Origin of the sequence: Pseudomonas sp. 2VD (assembly GCF_005503585.1) — a bacterium.
Taxonomy (GTDB): domain Bacteria; phylum Pseudomonadota; class Gammaproteobacteria; order Pseudomonadales; family Pseudomonadaceae; genus Pseudomonas; species Pseudomonas aeruginosa.
The window spans coordinates 1-20,036 of sequence record NZ_SCND01000028.1; the positions used below are offsets into that span (position 1 = coordinate 1).

Sequence of the window (20,036 nt, forward strand, 5' to 3'; positions counted from 1 at the left end):
ATGCTGGGGTTCCTGGGCGACGTGCGGTATGGCCGGTCCCCCGCCCTCTCCCTGAAGGGCGAGGGGGCCGTTCGGCGCGCGACCGGAGCGTTCCCGTTCCGTTCAGGGGAACGCCTGGTCAGGGGGGGCAGGGTTCTTCACGGCAGAACTCAGTTGCTCTTCAGCGCATGCTCCGGCTTTTTCTCGTTGCCCGGGATGAACGGGCTCCAGGGTTGCGCGCGAAGCGGCTCGGGGGTCTTCCAGACCACTTCGAACTGGCCGTCGTCCTGGATCTCGCCGATCATCACCGGCTTGTGCAGGTGGTGGTTGCTCTTGTCCATGACCAGCGTGTAGCCGGATGGCGCCTTGAAGCTTTGCCCGGCCATCGCCTCGCGAACCTTGTCGACCTCGGTGCTGCCGGCCTTTTCCACGGCCTGCGCCCACATATGGATGCCGACGTAGGTGGCTTCCATGGGGTCGTTGGTCACCGCGGTGGCGTAGTTCGGCAGGTTCTTCGCCTTGGCGTAGGCTTTCCAGTCGGCGACGAACTTCTCGTTGACCGGATTGCTCACCGACTCGAAGTAGTTCCATGCCGCGAGGTTGCCGACCAGCGGCTTGGTGTCGATGCCGCGCAGTTCTTCCTCGCCTACGGAGAAGGCCACCACCGGCACCTCGGTGGCTTCCAGGCCCTGGTTGGCCAGTTCCTTGTAGAAGGGCACGTTGGAGTCGCCATTGACGGTGGAGACCACCGCGGTCTTGCCGCCTGCGGCGAACTTCTTGATGTCGGCGACGATGGTCTGGTAGTCGCTGTGGCCGAATGGCGTGTAGACCTCCTGGATGTCCTTGTCGTCCACGCCCTTGCTGTGCAGGAAGGCGCGCAGGATCTTGTTGGTGGTGCGCGGGTAGACATAGTCGGTGCCGAGCAGGAAGAAGCGCCTGGCACCGCCGCCGTCCTCGCTCATCAGGTACTCCACCGCCGGGATCGCCTGCTGGTTCGGCGCCGCGCCGGTATAGAAGACGTTCGGCGAGAGTTCCTCGCCCTCGTACTGGACCGGGTAGAACAGCAATCCGTTGAGTTCCTCGAATACCGGCAACACCGATTTGCGCGACACCGAGGTCCAGCAACCGAAGACCACCGCGACCTTGTCCTGGGCCAGCAACTGGCGGGCCTTTTCCGCGAACAGCGGCCAGTTCGACGCCGGATCGACCACCACCGCCTCCAGCTTCCTGCCGTTGACCCCGCCCTTGGCGTTGATCTCGTCGATGGTCATCAGGGCCATGTCCTTCAGCGAGGTCTCGGAGATCGCCATGGTCCCGGACAGCGAGTGAAGGATGCCGACCTTGATGGTTTCGGCGGCCTGGATGGACCAGGACAGGCCCATGGAAGCGATGGACGCGGACAGCGTGAAGGCCTTGAGCAGACTGCGACGTTTCATTGGTGTTGTTCTCCATTCACCAGCGGTCGGGGCGGCAGTTTTCAGGAGGCGTCGTGCTTGTCGTCGGGCATCCGTCCGGTGGACGGCGGGGTGCGCACTGCGGCCTGGATCTCTTCGTCGAGGCTCCAGAGCAAAGGCTGTGCCTCTTCTTGGCGCTGGCCGGTATCGGTCGGCGAAAAGGCGCCGCGAGTCGCCGGGGAAGCATGCCGAGCAGGCCTGGCTATGCCGGTGAAGGCGGCGTTTTCAACGGGTTTTCGCCGGATATCGACGGAGAAGGGGTCGTGGGCTCCGGATGGGGAGGCGTCGCGCTGACCTCCCTCCCTACCGCCGGCGGCGCGTCCATAGGAGCGCCGCCGCTTCGCCCGGGCACCACTGCGGTGCGTCAGGGCGCGGCATCCAGGGTGTCCGCCTCAGGCTGGTGCGCTCAGCCTGGGAACAGCGAACCCTTCAGGCCGGTGACGATGATCTGCGCCGCCAGCGCGCAGACGAACAGACCCATCAGGCGACTGACGATCTGCAGGCCCTGGTCGCCAAGCAGGCGTTCGATGCGGTCGGAAAGATAGAGCGTGGTGCCGAGGGTCAGGCAGGCGAGGAAGATCGCCACCAGGGAGATCAGCTTGGCCTCCCAGCCCTGGCCGACGCCCATCACCAGCAGCGCGCCGATGGTGCCGGGGCCGACGGTGAGAGGAATGGTCAGCGGGACGATGGTCACGTCCTGCTGCACGTTGTCGCTCTGCACCGCCGCGCGGCCCTGGGCCATGCCCAGCGCGGAGATGAACAGCACGCTGCCGGCGCCGATGCGGAAGGCGTCGGCGGTGATACCGAAGAGGATGAAGATGTAGCGGCCGAACAGGTACAGCGCGACGCTGGCGATCAGCGCCGCCAGGGCCACCCGCCAGGCCATGCGCTTGCGGTCGCGCGGGCCGAAGCCGCGGCTGAGGCTGATGAAGCAGGACAGCACGAAGAAGGGGCTATAGAGCACCAGCATCTTCAGGTAGACGCTGAACAGCAAATGCATGGAGGCGCTTCCGGTCCGGGGGTGGGCATGAGCATAGCGTGCGACGGGCCGGTGCGATGTCCGGCGGGTTGGCAATATGCCGGTTCGCGTGGCATGTGACAACGAGGCCGGATGTCGGCGGATAACGCCGTTGGCGTCATGCGCCCTACGGGAGGCGGGACCACCGGGGGCGTAGGGCGAATAACCGCGTGCGGTTATCCGCCGTGGCGGAAGTGGCGGTGTCGGCGGATAACGCCGTTGGCGTCATGCGCCCTACAGGGGCGGGACCACTGGGGCGTAGGGCGAATAACCGCGTGCGGTTATCCGCCGTGGCGGAGGCAGGGTGCAGCGCCGGAGCACGTCGCTGCCCTCAGGAGGGCAGGGCGTCGCCCTGGCGGCGGCGATCGCGTTCGCCGACCCAGTAGGCGATCAGCTCACGCAATTGCGACAGCTCCACCGGCTTGGCCATGTGCCCGTCCATGCCGACCAGCCGCGCGCGTTCCTTGTGCTCGCTGAGGATGTGCGCGGTGAGCGCCACCACCGGGGTATGCGGGCGCTGTTCGTGGGCTTCCCAGGCGCGGAGCTGCTCGGTGGCGGAGAAGCCGTCGAGAACCGGCATCTCGCAGTCCATCAGCACCAGGTCGTACTGGGTCGCCTTCATCGCGCTGAGCGCCTCCTGGCCGTTGCTGGCGGTGTCCGGCTGCAGGTTGAGCTTGTTCAACATGCCGCGGATGACCTTGGTGGAGATGCTGTTGTCCTCGGCGACGAGGATCCGGAAGTCGCTCGGCAGGCTCGGCGCCTGCGCTTCCTTGGCCGGTTGCAGGTAGTTGGTGACGCCGCTGACGCCGCGCTGGGCGAGTTCGTCGGCGAGGGTCGCCTTCAGCGTGTAGCCGGCCACCGGCTTGGCCAGGATGCGCTTGATCCCGGCGTTGCGGGCGATGATCTTGCTCGGCGCGTTGCTGATCCCGGTGAGCATGATCAGCAGGATGTCGTGGTTGAGGTTGGGGTCTTCCTTGATCTTCGCCGCCAGTTGCATGCCGGTCATGCCGGGCATGTCCTGGTCGAGCAGGACCACGTCGAAGTACTCGCGCAGGTGCGCCTTGGTGCGCAACTGGGCCAGCGCCTCCTTGCCGGACGACACCGCGCTGACGTTCAGGCCCCAGCCGCTGCACTGCTGCACCAGCACCTTGCGGCAGGTTTCGTTGTCGTCCACCACCAGCAGCCGGGCGCCCTGCAGCGGGCCGTCGAGGTCGGCGGTGGGGTTCTCCAACTGCTGCGGGTCGAGCGGCAGGGTCAGCGACAGGGTGGTGCCCTGGCTGCTGCCGGACTGGATGCCGAACTCCCCGCCCATCAGCCGCACCAGTTGGCGGGCGATGATCAGGCCGAGGTGGCTGCCGAGCTTGCTGGCGGAAAGGAAGTCGCCGCTGTGCAGCTCGGCGGTGAGCAGCGCCTCGCGCTCCTTGGCGTCGAACGGGTGGCCGCTGTCCTGCACGGCGATGCGCAGGCGTGGCGTCTCGCCCTGGTCGTCGAGGGCCACCACCAGCAGGATCTCGCCTTCCTCGGTCTGCTTGAACGCGTTGTCCAGCAGGCTCAGGACCACCTGGCGCAGGCGCGTCGGATCGCCGCCGATGACCCGCGGCACCTGCGGCTGGGTGAAGCTGATCAGCTCGATGCGCTGCTGCTCGGCCTTGACCCGGAAGATATCCAGGCAGTCCTCGATCAGCGCGTTGAGGTCGAACTGCACTTCGTCCAGCTCGATCTGCCCGGACTCCAGCTTGGAGATGTCGAGGATCTCGTTGATCAGCGTGAGCAGCTCGTTGCCGGCGCTGTGGATGGTCTGCACGTAGTCGCGCTGCTTCGCCGACAACGGGGTGCCGAGGAGCAGTTCGGTCATCCCCAGCACGCCGTTCATGGGCGTGCGGATCTCGTGGCTGATCTTGGCCAGGAACTCGGCCTTGGTCTGCAATTCCGCGGTGTGCGCCGCCTCGCTGGTGCGCTGTTGCAGGTTGAGCTGCTGGATCAGCCGCTGGCGTTCGGTGAGCGAGACGCTCAGGACCAGCCCGGCGAGGGTGGCGAAGCTGAACACGCCGAGCACCAGCCAGCCCGGATCGAGTTGCTTGGTGCCGAACAGTACCGGCAGGAACACCATGAAGCCGGCGTTGAACACGATCATCCCGGCAACGATCAGGCGCGCCGGCTGGTAGCCGCGATACCAGTGCCAGGCCGCGACCAGCGGGACGCTGAGCGAACTGAGGATCACCAGCAGGTAGATCAGCCAACTGAACCAGAGTTGCTGGGTGAAGGCGATGATCGCGCCGACCGCCAGGATCAACAGCGCCTCGCCTTGCAGGAGGCGGTTCAGGCGGCTTTCCGCAGTGCCGCGGAAGAAGCTGCAGGCGAACCACAGCAGGCTCACCGCGGCGCCGAGGGCGCCGAGGTCGGCGGTCAGCGACTGGTTGAACTTGAGTCCCGGCAGCCAGAACGCCACCAGCCCCAGGTTCGCCGCGGCGCAGACCGCCAGCGCCGCGTGCACCGCCGCCAGCCACAGGCTGCTGGCGCTGCGCGAGTAGGCGAAGCGGATCAGGTTGTACATCAGCAGCAGGAGCATGCCGCCGAGCAGCATGCCGAAGGCGTAGGCGGGCTTCTCCAGGCCGACCAGGCCGGCTTCGTCGATCTGGTCGAACCAGGCCATCAGTGGATGGTTGGAGGTCATCCGCACGTACAGGGTCATCGGCTTGCCGTCGACCGGCAGCGAGAACAGGTAGGAGCGCGAGGGCAGCGGGCGCTCCTGGAACGGTCGCGACTCGCCGGTGTGCTGATCCCGCACCAGTTGGCCGTCCTGCACCAGGTAGTAGTCCAGGTACTGCACCCGCGGGGCGAAGATCCACAGCCAGCTCGGCACCTTCTGCGCGGGAAGCTGGACCTGCAGCCAGACCGCCTGGGGGCTGGCGGGGAAGATGAAGGAGCGCTTGGCCAGCGGGCGGAACTGCTCCTTGCGCTGGAGGACGTCGGCGATCCGCAGTTGCGCGCTCTCGTCGCGCAGCAGGCGCCAGTTCTGGTTGGCGCTGGGAGTAGTGGCGGTGGTTTGCAGGGGAACGCTGGAAACGCCAGCGTCGTCCGCGACCGCCGGCGACATCGGACCGAGCAGAAGCAGCAGGAAGCTGACGAGTAGTCCTATGGCGATCCGAAGCCGTACCACGGCGAAGTCCCTTCGAAGGTGAATGGCCGGATTATAGCCAAGTGGCCGTGGCAACGGCATAGGCCGCGGAAGCGCCGTGCGGCGCCCGCGGCCTCGGGCCCGGTCAGGACTCGCCGCGCTCGCGGGCGATGGCACGGTAGCCGATGTCCTTGCGGTAGAAGCAGCCGTTCCAGCGGATCTTCTCGGCCAGGCGATAGGCCTGTTGCTGGGCGGCGGACACGCTCTCGCCGATGGCGGTGGCGCAGAGCACGCGGCCTCCGGAGGTGACCACCTGGCCATCCTTCAGCGCGGTGCCGGCGTGGAACACCTTGCCGTCCAGCGCGGCGGCCTCGGCCAGGCCTTCGATGACCTCGCCCTTGGCGTAGTCGCCCGGATAGCCGCCGGCGGCCAGTACCACGCCCACGGTCGGACGCGGGTCCCAGGTCGCCTCGACCTTGTCCAGCGCCTTGGCCAGGGCGGCCTCGACCAGCAGGACCAGGGAGGACTCCAGGCGGACCATGATCGGTTGGGTTTCCGGATCGCCGAAGCGGCAGTTGAATTCGATGACCTTGGGCGCGCCGCTCTTGTCGATCATCAGGCCGGCATAGAGGAAGCCGGTATAGACGTTGCCTTCCTCGGCCATGCCGCGCACGGTCGGGTAGATCACTTCGTCCAGCACCCGCTGGTGGACCTCGGCGGTGACCACCGGGGCCGGCGAGTAGGCGCCCATGCCGCCGGTGTTCGGCCCGCTGTCGCCATCGCCGACGCGCTTGTGGTCCTGGCTGGTGGCCATCGGCAGCACGTTCTGGCCGTCGACCATGACGATGAAGCTGGCCTCCTCGCCATCGAGGAACTCCTCGATCACCACGCGCGAGCCGGCGTCGCCGAAGGCATTGCCGGCGAGCATGTCGCGCACGGCGGCTTCGGCTTCGTCCAGGTTCATGGCGACGATCACGCCCTTGCCCGCGGCCAGGCCATCGGCCTTGATGACGATGGGTGCGCCCTGCTCGCGCAGGTAGGCCAGGGCCGGCTCGACCTCGGTGAAGTTGCGATAGGCGGCGGTGGGGATCCGGTGGCGGGCGAGGAAGTCCTTGGTGAAGGCCTTCGAGCCTTCCAGCTGGGCGGCGCCGGCGGTCGGGCCGAAGATATCCAGGCCGCGCTCACGGAACAGGTCGACCACGCCTGCCACCAGCGGCGCCTCGGGACCGACGATGGTCAACTGGACGTTCTTCGCGGCGAAGTCGGCCAGTTGCTCCAGGGCCAGCACGTCGATGGCGACGTTCTCGCACTTGGCTTCGGTGGCGGTGCCGGCGTTGCCCGGGGCGACGAAGACCTTCGCCACGCGCGGGTCCTGGGCGACTTTCCAGGCCAGGGCATGTTCACGACCGCCGCTGCCGATGATGAGTACGTTCATGGGGTTCTCCTGGCGCAACGGCGGGTAACGCGCCGCGTTATCCGCCCTGCGTGAAATTCGTGGGTAGGGCGGCTGACCGCATCGCGCTCAGCCGCCGTGATACTCAATGGCGGAAATGACGCATGCCAGTGAACACCATCGCGATATCCGCCTCGTCGGCCGCCGCGATCACTTCGTTGTCGCGCATCGAGCCGCCCGGCTGGATCACCGCGGTGATGCCGGCCTTGGCCGCGTTGTCGATGCCGTCGCGGAACGGGAAGAAGGCGTCGGAAGCCATCACCGCGCCTTTCACTTCCAGGCCAGCGTGCTCGGCCTTGATCGCGGCGATCCGTGCGGAGTTGACCCGGCTCATCTGGCCGGCGCCGACGCCGACGGTCTGGCGGTTCCTGGCGTAGACGATGGCGTTGGACTTGACGAACTTGGCCACCTTCCAGGCGAAGATCAGGTCGTGGATCTCCTGCTCGGTGGGCGCGCGGCGAGTGACGATCTTCAGGTCCTCGGCCTTGATCATGCCGATGTCGCGGCTCTGTACCAGCAGGCCGCCGTTGACCCGCTTGAAGTCCCAGCCCGGGGCGCGCTCGGCTGGCCATTCGCCGCATTCGAGCAGGCGTACGTTGGCCTTGGCGGCGACCACCTCGCGGGCGGCGGCGGAAATCTTCGGCGCGATGATCACCTCGACGAACTGGCGCTCGACGATGGCTTTGGCGGTTTCGCCGTCCAGCTCGCGGTTGAAGGCGATGATGCCGCCGAACGCCGATTCGCTATCGGTGGCGTAGGCCAGGTCGTAGGCCTTGCGGATGCCGCCTTCGTCTTCCGGCACCACGGCGACGCCGCAGGGGTTGGCATGCTTGACGATCACGCAGGCCGGCTTGAGGAAGCTCTTCACGCATTCCAGGGCGGCGTCGGTGTCGGCGACGTTGTTGAACGACAACTCCTTGCCTTGCAACTGGATGGCGGTGGAGACGCTGGCCTCGCCCTTCTTCGCCTCGACGTAGAACGCCGCGCTCTGGTGCGGGTTCTCGCCGTAGCGCATTTCCTGGGCCTTGACGAACTGGCTGTTGAAGGTGCGCGGGAAGGCGCCGCGGTCGGCGGTGCCGAGGGTGTCGCGGGTCTGGTCGATGGTACCCAGGTAGTTGGCGATCATGCCGTCGTAGGCGGAGGTGTGCTCGAACGCCTTGAGGGCCAGGTCGAAACGCTGGGCGTAGGTCAGGCCGCCGGCCTTGAGGGATTCGATCACGGCGGCGTAGTCGCCGGCATTGACCACGATGGCGACATCCTTGTGGTTCTTCGCCGCCGAACGGACCATGGTCGGCCCGCCGATATCGATGTTCTCGATGGCGGTAGGCAGGTCGCAGTCGGGCCTGGCCACCGTGGCCTCGAAGGGATACAGGTTGACCGCCACCAGGTCGATCGGCTTGATGCCGTGCTGCTCCATGACCGCGCCGTCGAGGTCGCGGCGACCGAGGATACCGCCATGCACCTTCGGGTGCAGGGTCTTCACCCGACCGTCCATCATTTCCGGGAAGCCGGTGTAGTCGGCCACTTCCACGGCAGAGATGCCGTTGTCCCGGAGCAGCTTGTAGGTGCCGCCGGTGGAAAGGATTTCCACGCCGAGGGCGACCAGCTCACGGGCGAAGTCGACGACGCCGGTCTTGTCGGAAACGCTGATCAGCGCGCGGCGGATGGGCAGGCGGGTGGTTTGGTCGGTCATTGCAAGGGTCCTGAGGGCTGGCTTCCGGCCGCGGGTGCCGGCCGGGACGCGCGCCCTTGGCCGGAGCCCGCCGCCGCTCTTAAAGAAGGTCGTATTGCTTGAGTTTCTTGCGCAGGGTCCCGCGGTTCAGGCCGAGCAGCTCGGAGGCCTTGGTCTGGTTCCCCTTGACGTGGTTCATGACGGTTTCCAGCAGCGGCGCTTCGACTTCGCAGAGCACCATGTTGTAAACGTCCGTGACCGGCTGCCCTTCGAGGTGGGCGAAGTAGTTGTGCAATGCCTTCTCCACGCTGTCGCGCAGGGTCTGCCCTTCTTGCGTCGGCGTGGTGAGGTGCTGTTTCAGGTTGGCGTTGTCGCTCACGGGCGTTGTTCCACTCACTAAAGTCTCGGTCGTCATCGTTGTCATGCGGCCACCCCTGTTCCGTTATTCTGGCGCTCGGCGAAGAACTGCCTGACGCTGGCGCACTGCGCATCCGTGTCCTGCAAACGATTGAACTGGGCGCGGAATTCCCTTGCGCCCGGCAGAGTCGCGAGATACCACCCCACATGCTTGCGGGCGATCCGCACACCCATTTCTTCCCCATAAAAAAGGTGCAGCTCCGCGAGGTGTTCGAGCAGGATGCTCTGCACTTCGGGAAGCGGCGCCGCCGGTAGGTGCTCGCCGGTCCGCAGGTAATGGTCGATCTCGCGGAAAATCCACGGTCTTCCCTGGGCGGCCCGACCGATCAGCAGGGCATCCACCCCGGTCTGCTCGATGACTTTCCTGGCCTTCTCCGGCGAATCGATGTCGCCATTGGCGAACACCGGTATCGACACGGCCTGCTTGATCGCCGCGATGGTCTCGTACTCCGCCTCCCCGGTGTACAGGTCGGCGCGGGTCCGGCCATGTACCGCAAGAGCCTGGATCCCCGCCTGTTCGGCGAGCCTCGCGACGCTGACGCCGTTACGGTTGTCCCGGTCCCAGCCGGTCCGGATCTTCAGGGTGACCGGTACGTCGACCGCCCTGACCACGGCATCGAGGATCTCGGCGACCAGCGCCTCGTCCCGCAGCAGGGCGGACCCCGCTGCCTTGTTGCATACCTTCTTCGCCGGGCAGCCCATGTTGATGTCGATGATCTGCGCACCGAGTTCCACATTGCGCTGCGCGGCCTCGGCCAGCATGGCCGGATCGCCGCCGGCGATCTGCACCGAGCGCGGCTCGTCCTCGCCATCGTGGATCAGGCGCAGGCGCGACTTGCGGCTGTTCCACAGGCGGACGTCGCTGGTCACCATCTCCGATACCACCATCCCGGCGCCAAGGCGACGGCAAAGCTGACGGAACGGACGATCGGTCACCCCGGCCATCGGCGCGAGGATCAGTCTGTTGGGCAGTGTATATGGGCCGATGCGTACCACCGACATGGGGCTTCCCTGTCTTGCGGTGCTGCGAAAAAAGGGAGGGCATGATACCCGCTCTGGATGACCGGATAAAGGCTGTTTTGGATAAATTCTGAACAGCCGATTCCTTAGTTCTTACAGTTGGAAGACGAGCGGCACTTGCGCCTGGCGCTCCGCGCGAGCGGGTGGGCGTAGCGGCCCGGCGGCGACCGGCGAGGTCTTTCCGGTCACTCCGGGGAATGGAAGCTCAGGCTGTAGTTCACCGCCTTCGGACCCGGGTCGAGGATGTCCAGCGACACGTGGATCGGTACCTGCGGTGGCATTTCCGTTCGTCCGGCCAGCTCGCCGCCGAGGTACTCGCCGGGCTTGAAGCGGCGATTGGCGATGAGGTGGCCGTTGAGGTCGGCGAAGCGCAGTTCCAGCAGCGGGAACGGCTGCGAGAAGCTGGCGCGGTTGTAGATGATCGCGTCGACCACCAGCGCGCCGCTGAATTCGGGATGGCTGCGGACCACCAGGTTGCTGCTCCTGATCTGCTCCACGTCGACCTTGGAGGGAAGGGTGCAGCCGATTTCCGGGCAGAGCTGGGCGAACCAGGGGCGATAGGCGTCCTGGCGCGCCAGCTCGTCGAAATGGTAGGCGACGTACTGAGCGGCGAGACCACCCAGCGCCAGCAGGATCAGCAGCAGCCAACCGAGACGCCGCGGCCATTGGCGCCGGGGCTTCTCCCAGGCCAGTTGCAGCGGCTCGTCGCGCAACTGGTCGAGACTCTCGACCGGCGCCTCGTCCGGCTTGCGAGCGCTGCCCAGGGGCGCGACGGACTGTTCCTCGGCGCTTTCCTCGTCGTCTTCATCCAGGGCGCTCAGTCCGTGGCGGCGCTTGCCGAGGCTGGGCTCGTCGTCATCGTCGTCATCGAGGCTGAGGCGAAGTTCCGGCGGATCCTCGGCGCGGCGCAGCGGCACGAAGGATACCCGCTCTTCCGCCAGCGGTTCGCCGAGGCTCGGTTCCTGGCGCGGGTTGCCGCGCGCCGGCTGGGCCGGTTCGGCATCGGCGATCAGCGCCTCGGCCCAGCGTTCGTCGTGTGGATCGCGTTCGTCGTCGCGGCGCGCCAGCAGGCTCTCCGCCGGTCGCGGGGCCTTCTCGATGCTGGAGAACTCCTGGTTCAGCTCGAATTCGTCGAGCTTGGCCAGTTCCTCGTCGAGGTTGAGGCTGTCCAGGTCGAGGTCGTCATGGATCCACAGGGTTTCGTCGCGCGGGCGCGCTGCCGGGGGCGCGGCCGAGGTGGCGGCCGCGACGCTGGGCGCGGGTGGCGGAGCGGCGGCCGGCTTCGCTTCGGCTGCCGAAGGAGCGTTCGCGCGCGGCGCGCCACCGACCTGGTGTTGCAGGGCGTTGAAGACTTTCAGGCAGGTGCCGCAGCGGACCGCGCCATTGGCGGCGCCCAGTTGCGCGTCGTTGACGCGGAAACTGGTGCTGCAATGGGGACATTGGGTGATGACGCTTTCGCTCATGCGGCGATCCGTAGGAAAAATCCGGCGGCTAGTCTACCCCAAGCTTCTTGCACGAAGGCAGTGGGGCGGGATCAGTGGTGGCTGGCGGTGCGCCATCAATCGGCGCGGCGGCGGCCGCTGATGCGGATCCAGCCTTCGCGCTCGGCGGTCGGGTCGAGATCGAAGTGTGCGGAGTAGGCCGCACGGACCTCCTCGGCCTGCTCGGCGAGGATGCCGGACAGCGCCAGCAGGCCGCCGGGACGTACCAGGCCGGTCAGTTGCGGGGCGAGGGAAACCAGCGGGCCGGCGAGGATATTGGCGACCAGCACGTCGGCCTGTCGCTGCGGCAGGTCCGCCGGCAGGTAGACCGGGAACCGCGCGGGCTCGATACCGTTGCGCGAGGCATTGTCGCGTGAGGCTTCCAGGGCCTGTGGATCGATGTCGGTGCCGACCGCCCGTTCGGCGCCGAGCAGCAGCGCGGCGATGGCGAGGATTCCCGAGCCGCAACCGAAGTCGAGCACCTGCCGGCCGGCCAGTTCCTGGCCGTCGAGCCATTCCAGGCACAGCGCGGTGGTCGGGTGGGTGCCGGTGCCGAAGGCCAGGCCCGGATCGAGCAGCAGGTTGACCGCGTCCGGCTCGGGGGCGGCGTGCCAGCTCGGCACGATCCACAGGCGGCGGCCGAAACGCATCGGCTGGAAGTTGTCCATCCAGCTGCGTTCCCAATCCTGGTCGGCGATTTCCTCGACATGGTGCTCGGGCAGGTCGCCGCCGGTAAGCAAGGCGAGGTGGGCGAGCAGGGCGGTCTCGTCGGTGTCCGCTTCGAACAGCGCCAGCAGGTGGGTGCGCGACCACAGCGGGGTGGTGCCGAGGTCCGGCTCGAAGATCGGCTGGTCTTCGGCGTCCATGAAGGTCACGGAGACGGCGCCGACTTCGAGCAGGGCGTCTTCGTAGGTTTCGGCCTGTTCCGGGGTGATGGCCAGGCGAACTTGTAACCAGGGCATGGGGCGACCTCTGTTGCGGCTGTAAACGAAACGGGCCGCCCAGGGGGCGGCCCGTTTTCCACCGCGCAAGCTTACTTGAGGCTAGCCGGCGCTGCCACTCTCTGTCGTGGCCTCGCCGCGCAGTTGCGCCAGGCCGCGATTGGCCAGGTGGCAGGTACCGCCGCCGAGCACCGCCGGCAGCAGCAGGTTGAGCAGCGGCACCAGCGCCAGGAGCAGTATCAGCAGGCCGAACAGCAACAGGCTGCCGCGGCGAGCACGAAGTACGGCGAGCTGCTCGCCGGCATCGGCCAGCCCGGCCAGCGTGGCGGGCAGCAGGAAGCGGATGTTCAGGTAGGCCAGCGCCAGCAGCAGGAGTACACCGTTGTAGAGCGGAACCAGCAGGCCGACCAGGATCGATCCGGAAACGCCCGGCCAGGGTGCCAGGCGGAAGCCGGCGGCACGCCACAGCGAGATCCTTTCGCCGGAGGCAGGTGCCAGTCGCGGGTAGCGTTGGCGGACCTGTTCCTTCAGTTGTCCGAGCAGGCCGATGCGCAGGCCCAGGCGGATGCCGAAGACGATGCTGGCGGCGTACAGGGCGACGAAGAACAGCGCGGCATAGCCGACGAAATAGAACGCCAGGTGCGCCAGTCCTGCCAGGCCGTTGAAGGCCGCCAGCGGATCGAAGTACGGGCCACCGCTGCCGGCCTCGATCAGCGAGCCGCTGGGGATCAGGGCGAAGTTGGCCACGCTGAATGCCGTGTACAGCGCGGCCCAGCCGCAGAGGCGGATGATCGGTTCGAAGAAATGCACGAACAGCCAGGTGCACAGCACGCTGACGAGAATGCACAGGCTCGCGGAGCGGAAGAGTGCGGCGGGTTGCAGGCTTTCCCTGAAGCCCAGGGCGAAGCAGGTCGCGGCCTCGGTCGCGGCGGCCAGCGATTGGCGGTACCAGCGGCGGATGCGTTCCATGCAGGAGTCCGGTGGTGGAGGGGCGACGAGGATAGCACCGTTGGGGCGGCCGGCAGGCGGAAACGACAAGGGCCGCCCGGAGGCAGCCCTTGTGCGCAGCGACTGACGGATCAGTGCTTGTCCATACCCAGTTTCTTCTCCAGGTAGTGGATGTTCACCCCGCCCTTGCAGAAGGCGGCGTCGCGCACCAGGTCCTTGTGCAGTTCGGTATTGGTCTTGATACCGTCGACGATCAACTCGTCTAGGGCATTGCGCATCCGCGCCAGCGCCTCGTCGCGGTCGGCACCGTAGGTGATGACCTTGCCGACCAGCGAGTCGTAGTTCGGCGGTACGCTGTAGCCGCTGTAGAGGTGCGAGTCGACGCGCACGCCGTTGCCGCCGGGGGCGTGGAAGTGCTTGACCTTGCCCGGGCTGGGCATGAAGGTCTTCGGGTCTTCGGCGTTGATCCGGCATTCCAGCGCATGGCCGCGGATGACCACGTCCTCCTGGCGGATCGAGAGCTTCTCGCCGGAGGCGATGCGCAGCATCTCCTTGACGATGTCGACACCGGTGACCATCTCCGATACCGGGTGCTCCACCTGCACGCGAGTGTTCATCTCGATGAAGTAGAAGCGGCCGTTCTCGTAGAGGAACTCGAAGGTGCCGGCGCCGCGGTAGCCGATCTCGATGCAGGCCTGGACGCAGCGGGCGAAGACTTCCTGGCGGGCCTTCTCGTCGATGCCGGGGGCCGGCGCCTCTTCGATCACCTTCTGGTGGCGGCGCTGCAGGGAGCAGTCGCGGTCGCCGAGGTGGATGGCGTTGCCCTGGCCGTCGGAAAGCACCTGGACTTCCACGTGGCGCGGGTTGGTCAGGAACTTCTCCAGGTAGACCATCGGGTTGCCGAACGCCGCGCCGGCCTCGGTGCGGGTCAGCTTGGCCGACTTGATCAGCTCGGACTCGTCGTAGACCACGCGCATGCCGCGCCCACCGCCGCCGCCGGCGGCCTTGATGATCACCGGGTAGCCGACCTCGCGGGCGATCGCCAGGGCGGTCTCTTCATCTTCCGGCAGCGGGCCGTCGGAGCCCGGCACGGTGGGGACGCCGGCGCGCTTCATGGCGTCCTTGGCCGAAACCTTGTCGCCCATCAGGCGGATCACCTCGGCGGTCGGGCCGACGAAGGTGAAGCCGGAGCGTTCGATCTGCTCGGCGAAGTCGGCGTTCTCGGCGAGGAAGCCGTAGCCGGGGTGGATCGCGGTGGCGCCGGTGACCTCGGCCGCGGCGATGATCGCCGGGATCTGCAGGTACGACTGGGTGGCCGGGGCCGGACCGATGCACACCGATTCGTCGGCGAGCGACAGGTGCATCAACTCGCGGTCGGCGGTGGAGTGTACCGCCACCGTCTTGATCCCCAGCTCCTTGCATGCGCGAAGGATGCGCAAGGCGATTTCGCCGCGGTTGGCGATCAGCACTTTTTCCAACATCGCAGGTTCCCCGCGGCTTAGACGATGGTGAACAGCGGCTGGTCGAACTCAACCGGCTGGCCGTTCTCCACCAGGATCGACTCGATGGTGCCGCTAACTTCGGCTTCGATGTGGTTCATCATCTTCATGGCTTCGACGATGCACAGGATGTCGCCTTTCTTCACGCTCTGGCCGACTTCGACGAAGTTGGCCGAGGTCGGCGAGGCGGCGCGGTAGAAGGTGCCGACCATCGGCGAGCGAACCACGTTGCCGTTCAGCTTCGGCGCGGCCGGGGCGCTTTCCGCGGCAGCGGCGGCCGGAGCGGCGGCTGCCGGCGCCGGCGCGGCGACCGGAGCGGCGAAGGCCGGAGCCTGTGCGTACACCGGCTGGGCGGCGGTCTTGCTGTGGCGGCTGATGCGTACCGACTCTTCGCCTTCGCGGATTTCCAGCTCGTCGATACCGGACTCTTCCAGCAGCTCGATCAGTTTCTTGACTTTACGAATGTCCATTAGCGCTAGCACTCCCAGTGAGGTCAGGGGCGTTGAAGTTGTTCAAGGGCGGATTCCAGGGCCAGGCGGTAGCCTGTGGCGCCGAGACCGCAGATCACCCCTACCGCCACGTCGGAGAAGTAGGAGTGATGCCGGAAAGGTTCACGTTTGTGCACGTTCGACAGGTGCACTTCGATGAATGGGATGCTCACCGCAAGCAGCGCGTCACGTAACGCGACGCTGGTATGGGTGAATGCCGCCGGATTGATGATGATGAAGTCCACGCCTTCGTCGCGCGCGGCATGGATCCGGTCGATCAGTTCGTATTCGGCGTTGCTCTGCAGATGCAGCAGGTGGTGGCCGGCTTCGCGGGCGCGGCGCTCGAGGTCCTGGTTGATCTGCCCGAGGGTGGTCGAACCGTAGGTGCCGGGCTCGCGGGTGCCCAGCAGGTTCAGATTCGGCCCGTGCAATACGAGGAGGGTCGCCATTGTCTTGTTGATTGTCCTGTACAGGCTGCAAACGGCAAGCGGGCACTATGCCGGAATTTCCGTATGACTGTCCAGTCACTGTTAGATTGCAGTAGATCGCCGCATGTTGACCGGCAATTGCGGCAGAAGTATGTCAGCGCATGTCACTGCCGGGTAGCGGCCCGGCGCAGTCGTTCGGCGAGCCCGGCGGCGTCGATCTCTCCGATGACGCGCAAGTCGCTCCATTCGTCACCGCCCGGGGCGAAGAACAGGATCGCCGGCGGACCGAACAGGTTGTAGCGGTCCAGCAGGCCGCGCTGGGCCGGGTTGCTTTCGGTGATGTCGAAGCGCAGCAGGCGGTAGGCCGTCAGTCGTGCCTGCACCGTGGGATCGGTGAGGACCTGGCGCTCGATGACCTTGCAACTGATGCACCAGTCCGCATACCAGTCCAGCAGCACCGGCTTGCCGGCCTGGCGTGCCTCGGCCAGGGCGGCGTCCAGCTGCGCCGGGGTGGTCAGGTTCTGCCATTCGCCGGGCGTGCTCGGTGGCCCGGCGTGGATCGACGGCACCGAGCGGCCCAGCGGATGGATCGGGTCCGACTCGCCCTGCAGGGCGCCGATCCAGGCGGCCACCGCGTAGGTCAGGAACATCAGGCCAAGCAGTTGCAGCAGGCGGCGTGCGGCGCTCTTCGGGGTGAATTCGAGGGCGCCCAGGGCCAGGCCGGCGCCGCCGGCGAGCATGCCCCAGAGCATCAGCGCCACCGGGCCGGACACCACCCGCTCCAGCAGCCACACGGCGACCGCCAGCAACAGCACGCCGAAGGCGTTGCGCACGCCGTTCATCCAGGCTCCGCTCTTGGGCAGCAGGGCGCCGCCGCCGGCGCCGAAGACCACCAGCGGCGTACCCATGCCCAGGCCGAGGGCGAACAGTTGCAGGCCGCCCCCCCAGGCATCGCCGCTGGCGCTGATATAGAGCAGCGAGGCGGCCAGCGGGGCGGAGACGCAGGGCGAGACCAGCAGGCTGGAAAGCACGCCGAGGGTGGCCGCGCCGAGGATCGAGCCGCCGCGCGCATCGCCGGCCAGGCGGTCGAGCGGTTCGCGGATGAAGCCGGGCAGGCGCAGCTCGAAGAAGCCGAACATGGCCACGGCGAACAGCGCGAAGAACGCCGCGAATGGCACCAGTACCCAGGGCGACTGCAATTGCGCCTGGAGATTGAGGCTGGCGCCGAACATGCCCATCAGCGCGCCGAGCAGGGCGAAGCAGAGCGCCATCGGCAGCACGTAGGCGAGCGACAGGACGAAGCCGCGACCACCGCCCGGCCGGCCGCGCAGGACCACTCCGGAGAGGATCGGCAGCATCGGCAGCACGCAGGGGGTGAAGGTCAGGGTCAGGCCGGCGAGGAAGAAGAACAGCAGGCTGCGCTTGCCCTTGTGTTCGAGCGGGTCCTTGCCGGCCGCGTCGTTCGCGGCTGGCGTCGCGGCACCGCCGTCGATGTCGAAGCGCCTGGTTTCCGGGGGGTAGCAGAGGCCCTTGTCGGCGCAGCCCTGGTAGGTCACCACCAGGGTATAGGGCTGCCGGGCCGGGTTGTTCAGGGGAATCTCCAGGTCGACGATGTTGTAGTAGACCTCGGTATCGCCGAAGTACTCGTCGTGGTGCTGCTTGCCCGCCGGCAGTTGGACCTGGCCGAGGCTGACCTGGGCTGGCTCGACCTTGAACTGGAAGCGGTGGCGGTAGAGGTAGTAGCCCTCGGCGTTGACGAAGCGCAGCAGCACGTGCTGCGCGTCGCTGCGCTCGACGCTGGGCTTGAACGCCTGGTCGACCTTGAGGAAGCCGCCGCCATCGAGGCCGCCGCCGAGGGAGGCGCCGGGACGGCTGTCGAACAGGCCCGCGCCGGCGGGCAGGGCGACCAGCAGGAGGATCAGGGTCAGCAGGCGGCGCATGGATATCTCGTCGGATCAAAAGCCGGAATGATAGCGGAAAGCCGGGCCCGATCGAGCCCCGTGCGGCTGATCAGGTCCTGCCCCGGTTCCGCTGAGCGGTATCCGACCGGTCCGAAGCCAGACGGTTCCTCTGGCGCCTTGCGGCACGTCGCCGCAGGGTCACAGGCGGAAGGCCTGCACCGTGGTGCGCAGGTCGCCGCCCAGTTGCCGCAGTTGCTCGCCCTGTTCGCGGCTATGGCCGATCAGCCGCAGGTTTTCCCCGCCCAGGGCGTGGATGCGTTCGCTGTGCGAGCGAATCTCGCCGACCGCCTGGCTCTGCTGGGTCGAGCCTTCGGCGATGCGTTCGGCCATCACGCCGATGGTATGGATCGCGGCGACCACTTCGTCCAGCGCGCCCTCCGCCGCGCCGGCCTGTTCGGCGGTGCGTTCGGCATGCTCGACCTGGCTGCGCATGGCCTCCACCGATTGCCGCGCGGCCTGTTGCAGGCGGCCGATGAGCTGCTGGATCTCCTCGGTGGCGCCGGCGGTGCGCTGGGCCAGCGAGCGGACTTCCTCGGCGACCACGGCGAAGCCGCGGCCCTGGTCGCCGGCGCGGGCGGCCTCGATGGCGGCATTGAGGGCGAGCAGGTTGGTCTGTTCGGCGATCGAGCGGATCACCGTCAGCACGCTGCCGATGGTCGCCGACTCCTCGGCCAGGCGCTCGATCGACTGGGCGTTGCCCTGCACCTCGTCGACCAGCTCGCGCAGGCCGCCCAGGCTCTCGCCGATCACCCGCTGGCCGTGCTCCACTGCCTGGCCTGCGCTGCGACTGGCGTCGGCGGTCTGGCTGGCGTCTCCGGCGACCTGCTGGATCGCCGCTTCCATGTCGCCGAGGGCGTCGCGGATCTGCCCGGTATCGCCGGCCTGGCGCTCGACCCCGGCATGCAGGCCGCTGCTGACCTCGGCCAGGGTCTGGCTGCTGCCGGCGACCTGTTCGGCGCGGCGGTGGATCGCGCCGACCAGCTCGGCGAGGAAGCTGCGCAGGCGGTTCAGCGAATCTTCCAGGTTGCGCAGGTCCTCGGTGCGGGTACGCAGGGATATGGGGCGTGAGAAGTCGCCGTCGGCCCAGGCCGAGAGCGCCGGCACCAGTTGCCCGAGGACCCGTGCCAGGCGCCTTTGCAGGCTGTCGATGGCGAGGGCGATGAGCAGGATCAGGGCGATCATCCCACCCTGGATCAGGCGTACCTGGCTTTGCAGGCGCTGGCGCTCGCCGCGCACCTGCGGCTCCAGGGTGGCCAGGGCCTGGCGCACCGCGTCCAGTTTGGCGCCGGTGTCGGCGGACAGTTGCTGGCGACGCTCGATCAGGTCGCGGGTGCGGCGCAACTCGTCCGGATAGCGTTGCAGCAGGCTGGCGAGTTCGCGCCGCAGCGCCACGCCGCGGTCTTCGGCATTGCCGGCGCCAGCCTCGGCGTCGCCGGCCAGCCCCATCATGGCGGCGAAGTCGTCGCTGGCCGAGCGCTGTTCGTCGAGCACGCCGAGCAACGGCAAGGCCTCGATCCGCCCGGCCTGCTCGCGCAGGTTGGCCAGTTCGCGCTCGACGTCGCCGGCCAGGGCCGGGTTGGCGCTTTCCACCAGCTTGGCGCGGGCCAGGCTGAGGCGGGTCAGGTGCAGGCTGGCGAGCAGCAGCGGGGTGCGGTAGGCGCCGGCCTGGGGCTGCTCCGTCGCGGCGTCCAGGTAGGCGGACCATTGTTCCAGGTTGCCGGCGAGGTCGCGCTCGGCCTGTAGCAGCAGGCCCTGCGGATCGCCGGCGAGCTTGCCGGCGGCGAGCAGGTCGCCGGCGCTGAATTCGCGCAACTCCGCGAGGCTTGGCGCGAGGGTCCGGGCGAGGTCCGGCGGTAGCTCCGGCAAGGCCTCGGCGAGGCTTTCCAGGGCCTGCAGCGCGGCCTGCTGGCGTACGGCGTCGCCGCTGCCGAGGTACTGGCGGACGTTGCGCGCGACCTGTTCGTCGAAGCGCTGCGACAGCTCCAGGTACTGGTCGAGCAACTGGAACGGGCGCTCCATGGCGCGTTGCGACCACCACAGGGTGATTCCCAGGGCGAGGCAGACGGTGAGCAGGAGCAGGGTGTTGAGATTGGTGAGTTGCTTGAGGCGCATGGCGGGTCTCGTCCGACTACGGAGCGGCGAGACCGCAGGTTATTTCC

15 protein-coding genes are annotated in these 20,036 nt (G+C 67.5%); all 15 read right to left on the reverse strand.

The genetic code is table 11. The features are described from left to right. Positions 1–149: 149 nt before the first annotated feature. Positions 150–1,415 carry an urea ABC transporter substrate-binding protein gene (gene urtA, locus FFS27_RS05305; protein WP_003111226.1) on the reverse strand — a complete coding sequence of 422 codons (1,266 nt, stop codon included), beginning with the start codon at positions 1,413–1,415 and terminating at the stop codon, positions 150–152. Between the two features lie 424 nt (positions 1,416–1,839). Next, a complete protein-coding gene (locus FFS27_RS05310) occupies positions 1,840–2,433 on the reverse strand; it encodes a MarC family protein (RefSeq protein WP_003095417.1) in 594 nt (197 codons plus the stop codon). Positions 2,434–2,782: 349 nt separating this feature from the next. Beyond that, complete coding sequence (retS, locus tag FFS27_RS05315; RefSeq protein WP_003111227.1) at positions 2,783–5,611, reverse strand: hybrid sensor histidine kinase/response regulator RetS; 2,829 nt, start codon at positions 5,609–5,611, stop codon at positions 2,783–2,785. Between the two features lie 103 nt (positions 5,612–5,714). Continuing rightward, positions 5,715–7,004 carry a phosphoribosylamine--glycine ligase gene (purD, locus tag FFS27_RS05320; RefSeq protein WP_003121117.1) on the reverse strand — a complete coding sequence of 430 codons (1,290 nt, stop codon included), beginning with the start codon at positions 7,002–7,004 and terminating at the stop codon, positions 5,715–5,717. Positions 7,005–7,107: 103 nt separating this feature from the next. Continuing rightward, the gene (gene purH, locus FFS27_RS05325) at positions 7,108–8,715 is read right to left on the reverse strand and encodes a bifunctional phosphoribosylaminoimidazolecarboxamide formyltransferase/IMP cyclohydrolase (protein ID WP_003105151.1); all 1,608 of its coding nucleotides are present in this window, start codon (positions 8,713–8,715) and stop codon (positions 7,108–7,110) included. A gap of 79 nt (positions 8,716–8,794) precedes the next feature. After that, the gene (gene fis, locus FFS27_RS05330; RefSeq protein WP_003121116.1) at positions 8,795–9,118 is read right to left on the reverse strand and encodes a DNA-binding transcriptional regulator Fis; all 324 of its coding nucleotides are present in this window, start codon (positions 9,116–9,118) and stop codon (positions 8,795–8,797) included. Continuing rightward, a complete protein-coding gene (dusB, locus tag FFS27_RS05335) occupies positions 9,115–10,113 on the reverse strand; it encodes a tRNA dihydrouridine synthase DusB (RefSeq protein ID WP_003111229.1) in 999 nt (332 codons plus the stop codon). The genes fis and dusB overlap by 4 nt, the downstream gene beginning before the upstream one ends. Positions 10,114–10,316: 203 nt before the next feature. Next, the gene (locus tag FFS27_RS05340) at positions 10,317–11,594 is read right to left on the reverse strand and encodes a DUF3426 domain-containing protein (protein ID WP_003135342.1); all 1,278 of its coding nucleotides are present in this window, start codon (positions 11,592–11,594) and stop codon (positions 10,317–10,319) included. Positions 11,595–11,689: 95 nt separating this feature from the next. Beyond that, the gene (gene prmA / locus FFS27_RS05345; protein ID WP_003112237.1) at positions 11,690–12,574 is read right to left on the reverse strand and encodes a 50S ribosomal protein L11 methyltransferase; all 885 of its coding nucleotides are present in this window, start codon (positions 12,572–12,574) and stop codon (positions 11,690–11,692) included. A gap of 81 nt (positions 12,575–12,655) precedes the next feature. Beyond that, positions 12,656–13,522, reverse strand: a complete 867-nt coding sequence (locus tag FFS27_RS05350; RefSeq protein ID WP_021263662.1) for an EI24 domain-containing protein — start codon at positions 13,520–13,522, stop codon at positions 12,656–12,658. Between the two features lie 110 nt (positions 13,523–13,632). Further along, positions 13,633–14,982 (reverse strand): acetyl-CoA carboxylase biotin carboxylase subunit, encoded by a 1,350-nt coding sequence (gene accC / locus FFS27_RS05355; protein ID WP_003095391.1) that lies wholly within the window; start codon positions 14,980–14,982, stop codon positions 13,633–13,635. A 17-nt stretch (positions 14,983–14,999) separates the two neighbouring features. Continuing rightward, entirely contained in the window at positions 15,000–15,470 is a 471-nt protein-coding gene (gene accB / locus FFS27_RS05360) for an acetyl-CoA carboxylase biotin carboxyl carrier protein (protein ID WP_003110495.1), read from the reverse strand. 23 nt (positions 15,471–15,493) lie between these two features. Next, a complete protein-coding gene (gene aroQ / locus FFS27_RS05365; RefSeq protein WP_003095385.1) occupies positions 15,494–15,937 on the reverse strand; it encodes a type II 3-dehydroquinate dehydratase in 444 nt (147 codons plus the stop codon). A 143-nt stretch (positions 15,938–16,080) separates the two neighbouring features. After that, positions 16,081–17,856: a protein-disulfide reductase DsbD gene (locus FFS27_RS05370; protein WP_023101616.1), complete on the reverse strand. Its 1,776-nt coding sequence runs from the start codon at positions 17,854–17,856 to the stop codon at positions 16,081–16,083. 159 nt (positions 17,857–18,015) lie between these two features. Continuing rightward, entirely contained in the window at positions 18,016–19,989 is a 1,974-nt protein-coding gene (gene ctpL / locus FFS27_RS05375) for a methyl-accepting chemotaxis protein CtpL (protein ID WP_015503725.1), read from the reverse strand. Positions 19,990–20,036 lie beyond the last annotated feature (47 nt).

Bases quoted from the DNA above. Each gene is read 5' to 3' on its own strand.
- urtA (WP_003111226.1), bottom strand. From the start codon at position 1,415: ATGAAACGTCGCAGTCTGCTCAAGGCCTTCACGCTGTCCGCGTCCATC.
- FFS27_RS05310 (WP_003095417.1), bottom strand. From the start codon at position 2,433: ATGCATTTGCTGTTCAGCGTCTACCTGAAGATGCTGGTGCTCTATAGC.
- purD (WP_003121117.1), bottom strand. From the start codon at position 7,004: ATGAACGTACTCATCATCGGCAGCGGCGGTCGTGAACATGCCCTGGCC.
- purH (WP_003105151.1), bottom strand. From the start codon at position 8,715: ATGACCGACCAAACCACCCGCCTGCCCATCCGCCGCGCGCTGATCAGC.
- fis (WP_003121116.1), bottom strand. From the start codon at position 9,118: ATGACAACGATGACGACCGAGACTTTAGTGAGTGGAACAACGCCCGTG.
- dusB (WP_003111229.1), bottom strand. From the start codon at position 10,113: ATGTCGGTGGTACGCATCGGCCCATATACACTGCCCAACAGACTGATC.
- FFS27_RS05340 (WP_003135342.1), bottom strand. From the start codon at position 11,594: ATGAGCGAAAGCGTCATCACCCAATGTCCCCATTGCAGCACCAGTTTC.
- prmA (WP_003112237.1), bottom strand. From the start codon at position 12,574: ATGCCCTGGTTACAAGTTCGCCTGGCCATCACCCCGGAACAGGCCGAA.
- FFS27_RS05350 (WP_021263662.1), bottom strand. From the start codon at position 13,522: ATGGAACGCATCCGCCGCTGGTACCGCCAATCGCTGGCCGCCGCGACC.
- accC (WP_003095391.1), bottom strand. From the start codon at position 14,982: ATGTTGGAAAAAGTGCTGATCGCCAACCGCGGCGAAATCGCCTTGCGC.
- accB (WP_003110495.1), bottom strand. From the start codon at position 15,470: ATGGACATTCGTAAAGTCAAGAAACTGATCGAGCTGCTGGAAGAGTCC.
- aroQ (WP_003095385.1), bottom strand. From the start codon at position 15,937: ATGGCGACCCTCCTCGTATTGCACGGGCCGAATCTGAACCTGCTGGGC.
- FFS27_RS05370 (WP_023101616.1), bottom strand. From the start codon at position 17,856: ATGCGCCGCCTGCTGACCCTGATCCTCCTGCTGGTCGCCCTGCCCGCC.
- ctpL (WP_015503725.1), bottom strand. From the start codon at position 19,989: ATGCGCCTCAAGCAACTCACCAATCTCAACACCCTGCTCCTGCTCACC.